This is a genomic window from Streptomyces sp. NPDC014764 (genome assembly GCF_043082785.1).
Taxonomy (GTDB): Bacteria; Actinomycetota; Actinomycetes; order Streptomycetales; family Streptomycetaceae; genus Streptomyces; species Streptomyces althioticus.
Genome location: NZ_JBIBXY010000001.1, coordinates 322235 through 336503 on the forward strand (window position 1 = coordinate 322235; position 14269 = coordinate 336503).

The 14269-nt window shown below is 72.1% G+C and carries 13 protein-coding genes and 3 pseudogenes; 9 read left to right on the forward strand and 7 right to left on the reverse strand.

All coding sequences use genetic code 11. The annotated features are described in order from the left end of the window. Positions 1–45 precede the first annotated feature (45 nt). Positions 46–933 carry a phosphatase PAP2 family protein gene (locus ACF1AG_RS01430; RefSeq protein ID WP_359602420.1) on the forward strand — a complete coding sequence of 296 codons (888 nt, stop codon included), beginning with the start codon at positions 46–48 and terminating at the stop codon, positions 931–933. Positions 934–1195: 262 nt separating this feature from the next. On the opposite strand, the gene ACF1AG_RS01435 is transcribed toward ACF1AG_RS01430, so the two are convergent. Then, entirely contained in the window at positions 1196–4198 is a 3003-nt protein-coding gene (locus tag ACF1AG_RS01435) for a bifunctional [glutamine synthetase] adenylyltransferase/[glutamine synthetase]-adenylyl-L-tyrosine phosphorylase (protein WP_391809168.1), read from the reverse strand. A 169-nt stretch (positions 4199–4367) separates the two neighbouring features. Here ACF1AG_RS01435 and ACF1AG_RS01440 point away from each other — a divergent pair, with 169 nt between their 5' ends. Continuing rightward, positions 4368–4895 (forward strand): pyridoxamine 5'-phosphate oxidase family protein, encoded by a 528-nt coding sequence (locus ACF1AG_RS01440; RefSeq protein ID WP_359602424.1) that lies wholly within the window; start codon positions 4368–4370, stop codon positions 4893–4895. A 32-nt stretch (positions 4896–4927) separates the two neighbouring features. Then, positions 4928–5368 carry a VOC family protein gene (locus tag ACF1AG_RS01445; RefSeq protein ID WP_359602425.1) on the forward strand — a complete coding sequence of 147 codons (441 nt, stop codon included), beginning with the start codon at positions 4928–4930 and terminating at the stop codon, positions 5366–5368. A gap of 15 nt (positions 5369–5383) precedes the next feature. Here ACF1AG_RS01445 and ACF1AG_RS01450 read toward each other — a convergent pair whose 3' ends face one another. From ACF1AG_RS01450 to ACF1AG_RS01460, 3 genes and pseudogenes are all read right to left on the reverse strand, one after another. Then, entirely contained in the window at positions 5384–5821 is a 438-nt protein-coding gene (locus ACF1AG_RS01450; RefSeq protein ID WP_359602427.1) for a PIN domain-containing protein, read from the reverse strand. Then, positions 5818–6087 carry a CopG family transcriptional regulator gene (locus tag ACF1AG_RS01455; protein ID WP_359602428.1) on the reverse strand — a complete coding sequence of 90 codons (270 nt, stop codon included), beginning with the start codon at positions 6085–6087 and terminating at the stop codon, positions 5818–5820. The genes ACF1AG_RS01450 and ACF1AG_RS01455 overlap by 4 nt, the downstream gene beginning before the upstream one ends. A gap of 73 nt (positions 6088–6160) precedes the next feature. Further along, a pseudogene (locus tag ACF1AG_RS01460) lies at positions 6161–6283 on the reverse strand (transcriptional regulator); the annotation flags it as partial. A 4-nt stretch (positions 6284–6287) separates the two neighbouring features. Between ACF1AG_RS01460 and ACF1AG_RS01465 the strand changes: the two are divergent. Both ACF1AG_RS01465 and ACF1AG_RS01470 read left to right on the forward strand, forming a co-directional pair. Then, positions 6288–6473: pseudogene (locus ACF1AG_RS01465) on the forward strand (transcriptional regulator); the annotation flags it as partial. Then, positions 6470–6670 (forward strand): annotated as a pseudogene (locus ACF1AG_RS01470) (DUF397 domain-containing protein); the annotation flags it as partial. The pseudogenes ACF1AG_RS01465 and ACF1AG_RS01470, both read left to right, overlap by 4 nt. A gap of 59 nt (positions 6671–6729) precedes the next feature. Here the strand turns inward: ACF1AG_RS01470 and ACF1AG_RS01475 are convergent. Continuing rightward, positions 6730–8277 carry a pectate lyase gene (locus tag ACF1AG_RS01475; protein ID WP_359602430.1) on the reverse strand — a complete coding sequence of 516 codons (1548 nt, stop codon included), beginning with the start codon at positions 8275–8277 and terminating at the stop codon, positions 6730–6732. 334 nt (positions 8278–8611) lie between these two features. On the opposite strand from ACF1AG_RS01475, the gene ACF1AG_RS01480 reads away from it, so the two are divergent. Further along, entirely contained in the window at positions 8612–9169 is a 558-nt protein-coding gene (locus ACF1AG_RS01480; RefSeq protein WP_359602432.1) for a DinB family protein, read from the forward strand. A 207-nt stretch (positions 9170–9376) separates the two neighbouring features. On the opposite strand, the gene glnA is transcribed toward ACF1AG_RS01480, so the two are convergent. After that, positions 9377–10738: a type I glutamate--ammonia ligase gene (gene glnA / locus ACF1AG_RS01485; RefSeq protein ID WP_163086998.1), complete on the reverse strand. Its 1362-nt coding sequence runs from the start codon at positions 10736–10738 to the stop codon at positions 9377–9379. A 346-nt stretch (positions 10739–11084) separates the two neighbouring features. On the opposite strand from glnA, the gene ACF1AG_RS01490 reads away from it, so the two are divergent. Further along, positions 11085–12266: a globin domain-containing protein gene (locus ACF1AG_RS01490; protein ID WP_387794665.1), complete on the forward strand. Its 1182-nt coding sequence runs from the start codon at positions 11085–11087 to the stop codon at positions 12264–12266. 12 nt (positions 12267–12278) lie between these two features. Here the strand turns inward: ACF1AG_RS01490 and ACF1AG_RS01495 are convergent, their stop codons facing one another. Next, complete coding sequence (locus ACF1AG_RS01495) at positions 12279–12722, reverse strand: Rrf2 family transcriptional regulator (RefSeq protein WP_033272872.1); 444 nt, start codon at positions 12720–12722, stop codon at positions 12279–12281. A 176-nt stretch (positions 12723–12898) separates the two neighbouring features. Between ACF1AG_RS01495 and ACF1AG_RS01500 the strand changes: the two genes are divergently transcribed. Together ACF1AG_RS01500 and ACF1AG_RS01505 are read left to right on the forward strand one after the other, a co-directional pair. Then, positions 12899–13564: a DUF3105 domain-containing protein gene (locus ACF1AG_RS01500; protein ID WP_359604278.1), complete on the forward strand. Its 666-nt coding sequence runs from the start codon at positions 12899–12901 to the stop codon at positions 13562–13564. Beyond that, the gene (locus ACF1AG_RS01505; RefSeq protein WP_359604280.1) at positions 13561–14193 is read left to right on the forward strand and encodes a DUF305 domain-containing protein; all 633 of its coding nucleotides are present in this window, start codon (positions 13561–13563) and stop codon (positions 14191–14193) included. Before ACF1AG_RS01500 ends, ACF1AG_RS01505 begins: the two co-directional genes overlap by 4 nt. The last annotated feature ends 76 nt before the right edge of the window (positions 14194–14269 follow it).

Sequence of the window (14269 nt, forward strand, 5' to 3'; positions counted from 1 at the left end):
GGGGATGATCTGACCGAGAGGTCTTTTCTGGCAGACTCTGTGCCCATGGGTGACTCGACTGTGACGACGCTGGAGGGCCGTGAACCGGCCACAGCGATCCCCGTCGAGGAGACGACGGGGACAGGTCGCCTGCGCCGCCTCCGCGCTCCCCGCCGCCCCCGGTTGTGGTTCGAGATCCTGCTCATCGCGGTGAGTTACGCCACGTACTCGCTCGTACGCAACGCGGTGCCCGAGCAGCGGGCGGAGGCGCTGCGCAACGCCGATCTGATCTGGCGCCTCGAGGGCCGGCTCGGCACGGCGTTCGAGGAGTCCGTGAACCACGCGGTGAACTCGGTGACTTGGCTCATCGTCGGGATGAACTACTACTACGCGACCCTGCACTTCGTGGTGACGCTGGGTGTGCTGGTGTGGCTGTTCCGCAGACACCCCGGCCGGTACGCGGCGACCCGGCTGGTCCTGTTCGTCACCACGGGTTTCGCCCTGGTCGGCTTCTACCTCTTCCCGCTGGCCCCGCCGCGGCTGATGAACGGCCAGAACTTCATCGACACCGTGCTGGTCCACCAGACGTGGGGTTCGATGGCCTCGGGTGACATGAAGAACGTCTCCAACCAGTACGCGGCGATGCCTTCCATGCACATCGGCTGGTCGTTGTGGTGCGGGCTCACGCTCTTCGCGCTGGCCTCGGTGCCGTGGGTGCGGGTCCTGGGCCTGGTCTACCCGGTGCTCACCCTGGTGGTCATCGTCGCCACCGCCAACCACTTCTGGCTGGACGCCGTCGGCGGCGTCCTGTGCCTCGCCGTCGGCTACGGCGTCGCCCACGCCTGGTACGGCCGCCGCCCCTCGGCCCTCCCCCGCCACCTCCCGGACGACGCGGCCACGAGACGCCGTGAGCCGGCCGCCCCGGAACGCGTGCCGGTGCAGAAGCGGGACTGACTCCGGGCCCCGGCCCCGGACCCCGGCGCTCCCGCGCGGAGGGCTCCGGGCCGCGCCGCCCGCGGAACCAGGGCCTCGAGCGGGCACCGGTGAGGCCCGTCGACGGACGACGGTGCGCGCCTCACGAGGGAGCGACGGCCGCCTGCGGGAGCTTGTCCGGGCCGAAGAGGAGTACGGCGTTCCCCGCGGGCGCCGCGCCCGCGAAGGCCCGTCGCACTCCACGGATTGCGAGTCGTCCCCGCGGGCGCGGCACGCGCGACGGCTACAGCCCGCCGTAGAACAGCTCCTCCACCACGCCCCGCGCGCGGCGGGCCGTGCGGCGGTAGGCGTCGAGCATGTCGCCGGCGTGGCCGGATCCGTAGCCCAGGTAGCGGCCGACGGCGGCCAGTTCCCGGGGCACGGTGGGGAAGGTGTCCCCCGCCCGGCCGCGGACCAGCATCACCGCGTTGCGGACGCGGGTGGCCAGCACCCAGGCCTCGTCGAGGGTGCCGGCGTCCTCCTCGGACATCAGCCCGGCCTCCCGGGCGGCGGCCAGCGCCTCGCGGGTGCGGGTCGTCCGCAGCCCCGGCACCTCGGCGCCGTGCCGCAGCTGGAGCAGCTGCACCGTCCACTCCACGTCGGACAGCCCGCCCGGCCCCAGCTTGGCGTGCAGCTTGGGGTCCGCGCCGCGCGGCAGCCGCTCGGACTCCATACGGGCCTTCAGCCGCCTGATCTCCCGGGCCGCGTCCTCGTCCAGCCCGCCGGACGGGTACCGCAACGGGTCGATCAGCTCCATGAAGCGGCGGCCCAGCTCGTCGTCCCCGGCGACGGGCTCGGCGCGCAGCAGCGCGTGCCGCTCCCAGACCAGCGCCCAGCGCCGGTAGTACGCCTCGTAGGAGCCGAGGGTGCGCACCAGCGGGCCCGACTTGCCCTCCGGGCGCAGGTCGGCGTCGATCAGCAGCGGCGGGTCCGCGCTCGGCACCTGGAGCAGCCTGCGCATCTCGGCGACCACCTTGTTCGCCGCCTCGGACGCCTCCCGCTCGCTCACGCCCTCACGCGGCTCGTGCACGAACAGGACGTCCGCGTCGGAGCCGTAGCCCAGCTCGTGCCCGCCGAAGCGGCCCATGCCGATGACCGTGAACCAGGTGGGGAGGGTGTCGCCCCAGCCCTCGCGGACCACCGCGCGGAGCGTGCCCGCGAGGGTGGCGGCGGTCAGGTCGGACACGGCGCCGCCCACCAGGTCCACCAGGGCGCCCTGGTCGGCCTCGGCGGGCTGCGACTCGGTGCCGTAGGAGCCGACGATGTCGGCGGCGGCGGTGCGGAACAGCTCGCGGCGGCGCACCCCGCGGGCGGCCGTGACGCCCTGGACGGCGTTGTCCGCGCGGCGGACCGCGGCGAGGACCTCCTGCTCCAGGGAGGCGCGGGAGCGCGGCGTGAGTCCGCCGCCGTCCCCGTCGCCGAGCAAAGCGACCGCCTCGGGGGCGCGCATCAGCAGGTCGGGGGCGAGCCGCCCGGCGGACAGCACCCGGGCGAGGTTCTCCGCGGCGGCGCCCTCGTCGCGCAGCAGCCTCAGGTACCAGGGGGTCTTGCCGAGTGCGTCGGAGACCTTGCGGAAGTTCAGCAGGCCGGCGTCCGGGTCGGCTGAGTCCGCGAACCAGCCGAGCAGCACCGGCAGCAGGGTGCGCTGGATGGCGGCCTTGCGGGTGACGCCGGAGGCGAGGGCCTCCAGGTGGCGCAGCGCCGAGGCGGGGTCGGCGTAACCGAGGGCGACCAAGCGCTCGCGGGCCGCCTCCGCGCTGAGCCGGGCCTCACCGGGGGCGAGCGCGGCGACGGCGTCCAGCAGCGGCCGGTAGAAAAGTTTCTCGTGCAGCCGCCGCACCACGGAGGTGTGCCGGCGCCACTCGCGGGTCAGGGCGGCCACCGGCTCGGTGCGCAGCCCCAGGGAGCGGCCGAGGCGCCGCAGGTCGGCCTCGTCCTCGGGGACGAGGTGGGTGCGGCGCAGCCGGTGGAGCTGGATGCGGTGCTCCAGGGAGCGCAGGAAGCGGTAGGCGTCGTCGAGCTGGGCGGCGTCGGCGCGGCCGACGTAGCCGCCGGCGGCGAGCGCCTTCAGCGCGTCGAGGGTGGTGCCGCTGCGCAGGGAGGCGTCGGCGCGGCCGTGCACCAGCTGGAGCAGCTGCACGGCGAACTCGACGTCCCTGAGGCCGCCGGGCCCGAGCTTGAGCTGGCGGTCGACCTCGGCGGCGGGGATGTTCGCGACGACCCGGCGGCGCATCTCCTGCACGTCGGCGACGAAGTTGTCCCGCTCGGCGGCCTGCCACACCAGCGGCCTCAGCGCGGCCCTGTACTCCTCGCCGAGCGCGAGGTCGCCGGCGACCGGACGGGCCTTGAGCAGCGCCTGGAACTCCCAGGTCTTGGCCCAGCGCTGGTAGTAGGCGAGGTGGGAGGCGAGGGTGCGCACCAGCGGTCCGTTGCGGCCCTCGGGGCGCAGATTGGCGTCGACGGGCCAGATGGAGCCCTCGACGGTGGTCTCCGAGCAGATCCGCATCATGTGCGAGGCCAGCCGGGTCGCGGCACGCAGCGCCTTGTCCTCGTCGGCGTCGCCGGCCGCCTCGCCGACGAAGATGACGTCGACGTCGGAGACGTAGTTCAGCTCGTGGCCGCCGCACTTGCCCATAGCGATCACCGCGAGCCGGCACATCGCGGCGTCCTCGGGCGCGTCGGCCTCGGCCAGGGCGAGGGCCGCGCGCAGGGTGGCGGTGGCGAGGTCGGCGAGCTCGGCGGCGGTCTGGGAGACGTCGACGGTGCCGCAGACGTCGCGGGCGGCGATGGAGAGCAGGCAGCGGCGGTAGGACACGCGCAGGGCGACCGGGTCGGCGGCGTCGGCGAGGCCGCGTTCGAACTCCTCCACGCCGGGGTGCAGGTCGCGCGGCTCGTAGGTGACGAGGGCCTGCCAGTCGCGGGGATGCCGGGCCAGGTGCTCCGCGAGCGCCTCGGAGGCGCCGAGCACCCCGAGGAGGCGGTCGCGCAGCGGCTTGGCCGCTATCACCGTGTCCAGCAGCTCCTGGCGGTCGGTGGCGCCGTCCTGCGCCTCCAGCAGCCGCACGAGGCCGTGCAGGGCGAGGTCGGGGTCGGCGGTGCCGCCGAGGGCGTCCAGCAGCACCGGGTCGTTGCGGACGGTCGCCAGCCCGGGGCTGTCGAGGAGGCGTTCGGCGGCCGACGGATCGATGAAGCCGTGCCGCAGCAGCCGCGTGAAGATACTGCTCCTGCGCCCCGGCGCCGACGTCATCCCCGGCCTCCCTCGTGCCTCGGTGGTTCAGGGTCGTACGGCCCTGAGCCTAACCGGAGGACACGATCACGGCCCTGGGGCGGCCCACGGTGAATTCCGGGGCCGGACGGGGTCTGATGGGGAGACCGCGGCTTCGCGGTCGCGTCCTTCCGACCGTCGAGGAGTTCCCATGACCGACGTTCCCGACACCCCCGCCGCGCCGGAAGGCCGCGTCGACCCCCGCTACAGCGACCCGACGGCCGGGGCGCCGCCCTGGACGGAGGTGGAGCGGCTGATCGCGGAGGCGGAGCTGTTCTGGATCTCCACGGTGCGTCCCGACGGCCGGCCACACGTCACCCCGCTCCCGGCGGTCTGGTCGGCCGGCGCCCTGCACTTCTGCACCGGGCCCGGGGAGCGCAAGGCCCGCAACCTGGCGGAGAACCCGCACGTCGCGCTCACCACCGGCGTCAACACCTGGGCGCGGGGCTACGACGTGGTCGTGGAGGGCCGCGCGGAACGCGTCACGGACGACGCGCGTCTGCGCGGTCTGGCCGCGCGGTGGGAGGAGAAGTACGGCGACTTCTGGCACTTCGGCGTCCGGGACGGCCATTTCCACCACGGGCCGGGCCGGGCTGTGGTGTTCTCGGTGGCGCCGCACACCGTTTTCGGCTTCGGTAAGGGGGAGCCGTTCAGCCAGACCCGGTGGCGGTTCGCCTGACGCGGTACCCGACGAAGGAGCCGGAGGCTCTCATGGACGTGACCCTCGAAGTGATCCCGCTGCCGGTGAGCGACATCGACCGGGCCCGGGACTTCTACCGCGACAAGGTCGGCTTCCACGTCGACATCGACCAGGAGGTCATGCCGGGCATGCGCATCGTCCAGCTGACCCCGCCCGGCTCCGGCTGCTCGATCGCCCTCGGCGAGACGCTCTGGGAGATGACCCCGGGCCCCACCCCGGCCCCCGGCACCTACCAGGGTCTCCAGCTCTGCGTCGCCGACATCGAGAAGGCCCACGCGGAGTTCGTCGCGCGCGGCCTGGAGATCTCCGAGCCGGTCCGCTACGCCGACTCCGACGGCGCCACGTTCATGCACTTCACCGACCCCGACGGAAACGGCTGGGCGGTCCAGGAGTACCGCCGCCGCGCGACGGAGCCGCTGCACAAGCTGCTGTCGGAGCAGGCGGGGGCCTGACTCGTCGACGAGCGGTCAGAGATCGTCGGGGAGGATCCGGAAGCAGGAGTATCGGCCCCCCGTCGGACGCAACGCCCGAAAGTCCCTGAGATCTCTGGTGATGATGGCGTCCGTACCGTACTCGGCGGCGAGAGCAACGTTGACCGCGTCCACCAGGTCCAGATCCATTGACGCGTACCGGGCCCGGACGGCCAGCGCGGCTTCCATGACCTCCGGAGTCGGCGGAGCCAGGACCAGCCGCATTTGCCGGACGCGTTCGGTGAGGGAACGAACGATCGCGTCGGCAGCCCCTCGCCCGGCGCGGCTGGTGGCCACCTGGTGTACCTCGGTGAGCGCGAGCGGGGTGGCGACAAGGAAGCCGCACTGGTCAGCGGCCTTCCTGACAGCGTGGTGAGCCGGGTCGGACCGGTTGAACAGGGTGAGAATGCCGGACGTGTCGGCGATGGCGATCACGCAGCGTTGCCCTGGTTCCGGCGCTCGCGCTGCTCGTACCCTCGCGTCACTGCCGAACGGATTTCGTCCTTGTCCACGGAACCGCCGAGGTCGAAGGTCTCCTCGTCGGAGACGAACGGCTCGTCCCACACACGGTGGGCCAAAGCGATGCGGTGGATGCCCTCGCGGATTATCTCCGCTTCCGACACTCCCAGGCGGGCCGCCGCCTCCTTGATCAGGAGCAGGTCACTGTCATCCGCGTAGACATTGGTGCGCTTCAGAGCCATGCCGTCATGGTACAGGACCTGTACCATGACGGCTTTCGTCAAGGGCCTCCTCACCCAATCGCGTGGTAAAGGATTCCGCCTTCTCCAGGTACTCGGGCCGGGGAATCCGTTTCCCGCTCTCGACCTTGTGGACGAGGTCCTCCCCGTACTTCACCGCCGCGAAGTCGAGGGCGCGCATCCCCGCGGCCTCCCGGCGCCGGATCCAAGTACTCAAGTTCCAGGACGGCACAGCGGCGGGCCGGGCGGACGACGAGTTCGGGAGCCGCCCTGTCACGGATCCTCGTCACCTGCGCACCCTTGAATTGCGCCATGGCATCATCCGGGCCGAAGCGCTGAGCGCGCGGGAGTCACTGGCCTTCATCGAACAAGTTCTGGGGGATACATGAACCGCACGGGCTCAGGCGGAGTCGACGTCGATCTGACGTGGTTCAAGAGCAGCTACAGCGACAGCAGCAACCCCAACGACTGCGTGGAGGTCGCGATAGCCCTCGGATCCGTCCACGTCCGTGACTCCAAGGCACCCGACGGCCCCCGCCTCACCCTCACGTCCGCCGCGTGGAGCCGCTTCGTGTCACACGGCTCGCACGGCACGCACAGCGCCGCTGAGGCCGGGGGCCGCCGCGAGGACGGCCCCCGCACCGTTCAGCTCGCGTACGTCTCGAACTCCGCGATGCGCGGGGTGCCCGAGGCGTTGGTGATCTCCAGGGTGATCTTGCGCAGGGAGACCGGGGTGAAGCTGACCGCCCCCGCCCCGCTGCCGGCGGCCAGGACCGCGCCCGTGTCGTGGTTGAGCAGGCGGTAGGCGCCGATGGTGCCGGAGCCGGAGGCCAGGCGGATGTTCACCTTGGACACGGTGGTGGCGGATCCCCACTTCACCGAGACCGAGCCGGTCGAGCCGGACGGTGACCAGTACGTGCCCGTGTTGCCGTCGACCACGTTGCCGTAGCTGGTGCCGGAGGCCTTGGAGGAACCGTCCGCGCCGGCGCCGAGGCTCAGGTTGGTGCCGGCGGGCGGGTCGGTGGGACCGGGGTCGGTCGGCTCACCCGGGTCCGTCGGACCGGGGTCGGTCGGGTCCGGGCTCTGCGGGGTGCAGCTGCCGTCCGACACCTTCAGGCCCTTGTTCGCGCCCGCCGTCTGCGCGACCACGCTCGGCACGCAGTTCGCCCCGTCCAGGGTGAAGCCGTACGGGATGCTCACGGACGTGTTCGACGTCGGGTTCGGGCCCGCCGGGTTGTGGTCGCCGCTGCGCGAGCCCCAGGTGACGTTGTCGAAGACGTTGCCGCCGACCTGCCAGTAGCCGGCCTCGTCGGTGTAGAAGGTGCCGAGGACGTCCTTGGAGTCCTCGAAGTAGTTGTTGTCCACCTTGGCGCGGGCGCCGGCGCGGGAGTTGATGCCGGAGTCGTTCAGCCGCTTGTAGTGGTTGTTGTACATGTGCGCGATGCCGCCGCGCAGCAGGGGTGCGCGGGAGTCGATGTTCTCGTACAGGTTGTGATGGAAGGTCACGTACCCGTTGGAGCGGTCGCTCTCGCTGGAGCCGATGAGGCCGCCGCGCCCGGAGTTGCGCAGGACGCTGTACGACAGCGTGACGTACTGGGTGTTGTCCTTCATGTCGAACAGGCCGTCGTAGCCTTCGGACTCACCGCCGGACGCCTCCAGCGTCACGTGGTCCACCCAGACGTTCCTGACATCGCTTTCCATGCCGATGGCGTCGCCGCCGTTCGACGTGGGCGAGCCGGACTTCTTGACGTTCTTGACCGTCACGTTCTGGATGACGATGTTGCCGGCCTCGCGGATGTGGATGCCCAGCTGGTCGAAGACCGCGCCGTTGCCGACGCCGACGATGGTGACGTTGCTGATCTGCTTCAGCTCGATCTTGTCGGCGGCGGTGTTGCAGCTGGAACCCGACACCTTGGTCGTGTTGCCGTGGTTGATTGTGCCCTCGACCTGGATGGTGATCGGGGTCGAGCTGCTGGCCCGGCCGCAGAGGGCCTGGTGGATGGCGGTGCCGGTGGTGGCGCGGACCGTCTGCCCGCCCGCCCCGCCGGTCGTCCCGCCGTTCTGGGTCGCGTAACCGGTGACCCCTCCGGCGGCGGCGGACGCGGTGGTGCTGGACAGCGCCACGCCGGTGGCGGCCGTCAGGGCCCCGGCGGCCAGTAACGCCGAGAGCCGTACGGCGACTGCTCGTCTCATGGTCGTTTCGCCTTTCGTCGTTCACTGTCATGGAAACTGTCAGGGGCATGTCAGTGGCACCGATGCGGGCCGGCGGGGTGAGCCTGACCCATCGATGGAGAAAGCGCTTTCTGTCTGTGTGTCGTGACCGTAAGGGAGCGGCCGCGGACTGGCAAGGTCCCGCGCGAGAACGGAGTGAAGGCCTCCGAACGACGTCCCGGCGGACGACGTAAGGAGGACCGGGCAAGTAGGACCGGATCGGACCTACAAGGCTCCTAACGTGTCTCTCGTCGCGCCGGACGCGTACGGCACGCAGCGCACGAGATCACCGAACTGACCGATGAAGGCGGAGACCATGACCGTGAACCAGCTGACCACCGACCAGTCCCCCGAGACCCCCGCCGTCACGGACGAGCGTGCCGACCTGCTCGTGGTTCTCGCCCGGCACCGGGAGTTCCTGCGGCTCACCACCCGCGACCTGACCGCCGAGCAGGCGGGGCTGCGGACGACGGTGAGCGAGCTGTGCCTGGGCGGCCTGATCAAGCACGTCGCCGCGGCCGAGCGGAGCTGGGTGGACTTCATCCTGGAGGGAGCGTCGTCGTGGCCCGACTTCAACGACATGACGCCGGAGGACTGGGCGCGCCGGGCCGACGAGTTCAAGATGCTGCCCGGTGAGACGCTGGCCGGCGTCCTGGACGCGTACGCGGAGGTGGCCCGCCGCACCGAGGAGGTCGTCGCCGGCCTCCCCGACCTGAACGTGTCGTGGCCGCTGCCGAAGGCGCCGTGGTTCGAGGGCCAGCCCGAGTGGAGCGCGCGCAGGGTGCTGCTGCACATCCTCGCCGAGACGGCCCAGCACGCGGGCCACGCGGACATCGTCCGGGAGGCGCTGGACGGGGCGAAGACGATGGGGTGACGGCCGGGCCGCAGGACGGGCGACCGGACCCGCGTCATGTCGTTAAGGCTCCTGGTCCGTCGCGGACCGCGACCCGCAGGGCGACGCCGGGCCGCGCGTGAGCACGGCACGCACGCACGACCGGCCCCGTGGACGCACGGTGGGGCGGACGGTCGGTGACCGTCCGCCCCACCCGCCGTCCCGGCGTGAACCGGCGCCCGCCCGCGCCTACAGCACCGGCAGCAGGTTCTTCAGCTCGAACGCCGTGACCTCCGAGCGGTACGCCTCCCACTCCTGCTTCTTGTTGCGCAGGAAGAAGTCGAAGACGTGCTCGCCGAGGGTCTCCGCGGCCAGGTCGCTGCGTTCCATGAGGCTGAGCGCCTCGCCCAGGTTCTGCGGCAGCGGCTCGATGCCGAGGGCGCGGCGTTCCGCGTCGGAGAGGGCCCAGACGTCGTCCTCGGCGCCCGGCGGGAGCTCGTAGCCCTCCTCGATGCCCTTGAGGCCGGCCGCGAGGAGCAGGGCGTAGGCCAGGTACGGGTTGGCGCCCGAGTCGAGGGAGCGGACCTCCACCCGCGCCGAGCCGGTCTTGCCGGGCTTGTACATGGGCACGCGGACCAGGGCCGAGCGGTTGTTGTGGCCCCAGCAGATGTACGAGGGGGCCTCGCCGCCCGCGCCGGCCGTGCGCTCGGTGCCGCCCCAGATGCGCTTGTAGGAGTTGACCCACTGGTTGGTGACGGCGGAGATCTCCGCCGCGTGCCGCAGCAGGCCCGCGATGAAGGAGCGGCCCACCTTGGAGAGCTGGTACTCCGCGCCGGACTCGTAGAAGGCGTTGCGGTCGCCCTCGAAGAGGGAGAGGTGGGTGTGCATGCCCGAGCCGGGGTGCTCGGAGAACGGCTTTGGCATGAACGTCGCCTGCACGCCCTGCTCCAGCGCCACCTGCTTCATGACCAGGCGGAACGTCATGATGTTGTCCGCCGTGGACAGCGCGTCCGCGTAGCGCAGGTCGATCTCCTGCTGGCCGGGGGCGCCCTCGTGGTGGGAGAACTCCACCGAGATGCCCATCGACTCCAGCATGGTGATCGCCTGGCGGCGGAAGTCCATGCCGACGTTCTGCGGGGTGTGGTCGAAGTAGCCGGAGTTGTCCGCCGGGGTCGGGCGGCTGCCGTCGACCGGCTTGTTCTTCAGCAGGAAGAACTCGATCTCCGGGTGGGTGTAGAAGGTGAAGCCCAGGTCGGAGGTGCGGGCGAGGGCGCGCTTGAGGACGTAGCGCGGGTCCGCGAAGGACGGGGAGCCGTCCGGCATGAGGATGTCGCAGAACATCCGGGCCGTGCCGGGCGCCTCGGCGCGCCAGGGCAGGATCTGGAACGTCGACGGGTCCGGCTTGGCGATCATGTCGGACTCGTGCACGCGGGCGAAGCCCTCGATGGCGGAGCCGTCGAAGCCGATGCCCTCGTCGAAGGCCTGCTCCAGCTCGGCCGGGGCGACGGCCACGGACTTGAGGAAGCCCAGGACGTCGGTGAACCACAGGCGTACGAACCGGATGTCGCGCTCCTCCAACGTCCGGAGCACGAACTCCTGCTGCTTGTCCATCTTCCGCTTCCCCATTCCTGCTGGTCAGGCCGCCCGTTCCTCCCGGCCCCCGGGAGACGGTCCGGCACTCGTGCATCCCACCACACCAGCGTTTCATACGCGTTGCCGGGCCCGGTCGGGCGACCGGCCGCGGCCTGAACCGCCGGGGGCCGTCGGAGGCACGGCTCCTGCGCTCATCCTGCCCCTTCGGAGCGGCCGCCACGACAGCGGGCGGGGCGGGGCCCTCACCGCGGCGCCCTCCCCCGGCCCGGCCGGTCCCCGCCCCCCGAAACACCCCCCGCTTAAATTGGAGTTCTGGATGCAAGTTTTAATGAGGGCGCAGGCATCCGAGCCACGAGGAGACCCGATGCTGTCCGAGCAGTCCGCCGTCACCGTCCGCGCCACCCTTCCCGCCGTGGGCGCCTCCCTCGGCGAGATCACCGAGCGCTTCTACGCCGGGATGTTCGCCGCCCGCCCCGAGCTGCTGCGCGACCTGTTCAACCGCGGCAACCAGGCCGCCGGCACCCAGCGCCAGGCGCTCGCGGGTTCCGTCGCGGCGTTCGCCACGCACCTGCTGGACCACCCCGGCGAGCGCCCCGACGCAATGCTGTCGCGCATCGCCCACAAGCACGCCTCCCTCGGCGTCACCCCGGACCAGTACGCGATCGTCCACGAGCACCTGTTCGCCGCCATCGCCGACGTGCTGGGCGACGCGGTCACGCCCGAGGTCGCCGCCGCCTGGGACGAGGTCTACTGGCTGATGGCGAACGCCCTGATCGCCGTCGAGAAGCGGCTGTACGAGGAGCGCGGCGGGGCGGCCTGGCGGCCCTGGGAGGTCGTCGAGCGGGTCACCGAGACCGCCGACGTGGTGACCTTCCGGCTGCGTCCGGCCGACGGCGGCCCGGTGCGCGGCTTCCGCCCGGGTCAGTACGTCTCCGTGCGGGTCCCGCTCGCGGACGGCGCCCGCCAGATACGCCAGTACAGCCTCTCCGGCGCGCCCGGCGACGGCCTGCGGCAGTTCAGCGTCAAGCGGGTGCACGAGGACGGGGCGCCCGACGGCGAGGTGTCCGACCACCTGCACGCGCACGTCCGTGCGGGCGACGTCCTCGAGCTGTCCGAGGCGTACGGCGACCTGGTGCTGGACGCCGGCGACGACACCCCGCTGCTGCTGGCCTCCGCCGGGATCGGCGTGACCCCGATGGTCGCGATGCTCGGGCACCTCGCCGACTCCGGGCACCGCGCCCCGGTCACCGTCGTGCACGGCGACCGCTCGCCCGCCGACCACGCCCTGCGCACGGACCACGAGGGCTACGCGGCGAAGCTGCCTGACGCCACCGTGCGGTTCTGGTACGAGCAGGACGCCCCGGCGGGCGCCGGCACCGGGTACGTGGACCTCGCGGACGTGCCGGTCGCGCCCGGCACGCGCGCGTACCTGTGTGGTCCGCTGCCGTTCATGCGCATGGTCCGCGAGCAGCTGATCGCCAAGGGTGTGGCCCCGGCGGACGTGCACTACGAGGTGTTCGGGCCGGATCTGTGGCTCGCCCGGTGAGCCGGCGGGACGTCAGCGGACGCGCGGAACGCCCAGCAGCAGGGGGCCCGTCGGGTCCGCGGTGAGGTCCGCGACCGTCAGCGGGTCCAGCGAGGCGTAGAACGCCTCCTGGGCCCGCCGCAGCGCGCCGCGCAGCCGGCAGTCGGAGCGCAGGGGGCAGGGCGCCGTGCCGACGGCGCCGTCGCAGTCGACGACGTCCCCCTCGCCCTCGAAGGCGCGGACCAGGCCGCCCACGGAGGCGTCGCGGCCCTTCTCGGTGAGGGACAGGCCACCGCCCCGGCCTCGCCGGGCGGTGAGCAGCCCCATGTGCCGCAGCTCGGCGACGACCTTCGCGGCGTGGGTGTACGGCACGTCCATGGCCGCCGCGACGTCCCGGGTCGTCGGGTTGGTGTCGCCGGCCACGGCGAGGCGCATGAGGACCCGCAGGGCGAGGTCGGTGGAGCGCAGCAGCCGCATACCGGCAGCGTAGGTAATCGGAATCCTGGCTCAAAATTTTCGGCCGGCCCTTCACCGGATCCGCCGGGGCCCGTCCGGTCGCCGCCGCCCTCTACGACTCGCCCGGCTCCCCCATTACGATCAGCTGACCCGATCACCACTCCGGCCCCACCTCCTCCGACCCGAAGGACACCTCCATGGGCTCCGCCAAGAAGAGCAGCGCGGCACGCACGGCACGGATAGAGGAGATGCGGCGCGCCGAGCAGGCCCGCGAGCGCCGCAACCGGATCCTCGTCGTCGCCGCCTCCGTGGTGGTCGTCGCGGGCCTGGTCGCCGGCGGCGTGGTGCTGGTCCGTTCGCAGTCGGACGGCGGCGGCAGCAGCGCGGCGGACGACGCGAAGAGCGCGGGCAAGTTCGTCACGGACGCGGACGGGGTGCGGGCCTGGAAGGGCGAGCTGGGCCGCGAGCACGTCACCAAGTCCGTCGACTACCCGGTGACGCCTCCCGTGGGCGGCGACCACAACCCCGTGTGGATGAACTGCAACGGGGACGTCTACGAGGACGAGATCAACACGACCAACGCGGTCCACTCGCTGGAGCACGGCGCGGTGTGGGTGACGTACAACGGCGACGCCCCGAAGACCGAGGTGGAGGCGCTGGCGGCGAAGGTGAAGAAGACGCCGTACACGCTGATGAGCCCGGTCGACGGGCAGAAGGACCCGCTCGTGCTGACCGCGTGGGGGCACCAGCGCACGGTGACCGGCGCCGCCGACCCGGCCGTGGACGCGTTCCTGGAGAAGTTCGTGCAGGGGCAGCAGACGCCCGAGCCGGGTGCGGCCTGCACGGGTGGGCTGTCGAAGTGAGGCGGCCCGCCCTGGCCGCCGGGGCGGTGGCGGCGGTGCTCGTCGTCGGCGCGGCGGCCGGGTGGGCGGTGGCCTCCGCCTCCGGCGACGGGGGTCGTACGACGCCCGTTCCGGCGGCGGACTCGGCCGACGCCGGGTTCGCCCGGGACATGGCGGTCCACCATCAGCAGGCCGTGGAGATGTCGTACGTCGTGCGCGACCGCACCGACGACGAGGAGGTGCGGCGGCTCGCCTACGACATCGCCCAGACGCAGGCCAACCAGCGGGGCATGCTGCTGGGCTGGCTCGACCTGTGGGAGCTGCCGAAGGTGTCCGCCGACCCGCCCATGACCTGGATGGGGATGGGCGACTCGGCGGCCGGCGAGGACGGGGCGCTGATGCCGGGCATGGCGACGGACGCGGAGATGGAGCGGCTCGGCCGGCTGAACGGCAGACAGGCGGAGGTCTTCTACCTCCAGTTGATGACGAAGCATCACCGGGGCGGTGTGCACATGGCGGAGGGCTGTGTGCGCGCCTGCGAGGTGGACACCGGCAAGCGGCTCGCGAGCGGGATGGTCGAGGGCCAGGAGTCGGAGATCCGGCTGATGGCGGGGATGCTGAGGGCGCGGGGAGCGGCCGCGCGGCCGTGACGGCCGGGCACCGCCCCCTGGCCGCCCGAGGATCCGCGGTCCCGCCGCCCCCCATCGCGTCGCTCTGACGATTACA

Coding starts and splice junctions, on each gene's coding strand:
- ACF1AG_RS01430 (WP_359602420.1), top strand. CDS start 46: ATGGGTGACTCGACTGTGACGACGCTGGAGGGCCGTGAACCGGCCACA.
- ACF1AG_RS01435 (WP_391809168.1), bottom strand. CDS start 4,198: ATGACGTCGGCGCCGGGGCGCAGGAGCAGTATCTTCACGCGGCTGCTG.
- ACF1AG_RS01440 (WP_359602424.1), top strand. CDS start 4,368: ATGACCGACGTTCCCGACACCCCCGCCGCGCCGGAAGGCCGCGTCGAC.
- ACF1AG_RS01445 (WP_359602425.1), top strand. CDS start 4,928: ATGGACGTGACCCTCGAAGTGATCCCGCTGCCGGTGAGCGACATCGAC.
- ACF1AG_RS01455 (WP_359602428.1), bottom strand. CDS start 6,087: ATGGCTCTGAAGCGCACCAATGTCTACGCGGATGACAGTGACCTGCTC.
- ACF1AG_RS01475 (WP_359602430.1), bottom strand. CDS start 8,277: ATGAGACGAGCAGTCGCCGTACGGCTCTCGGCGTTACTGGCCGCCGGG.
- ACF1AG_RS01480 (WP_359602432.1), top strand. CDS start 8,612: ATGACCGTGAACCAGCTGACCACCGACCAGTCCCCCGAGACCCCCGCC.
- glnA (WP_163086998.1), bottom strand. CDS start 10,738: ATGGACAAGCAGCAGGAGTTCGTGCTCCGGACGTTGGAGGAGCGCGAC.
- ACF1AG_RS01490 (WP_387794665.1), top strand. CDS start 11,085: ATGCTGTCCGAGCAGTCCGCCGTCACCGTCCGCGCCACCCTTCCCGCC.
- ACF1AG_RS01495 (WP_033272872.1), bottom strand. CDS start 12,722: ATGCGGCTGCTGCGCTCCACCGACCTCGCCCTGCGGGTCCTCATGCGC.
- ACF1AG_RS01500 (WP_359604278.1), top strand. CDS start 12,899: ATGGGCTCCGCCAAGAAGAGCAGCGCGGCACGCACGGCACGGATAGAG.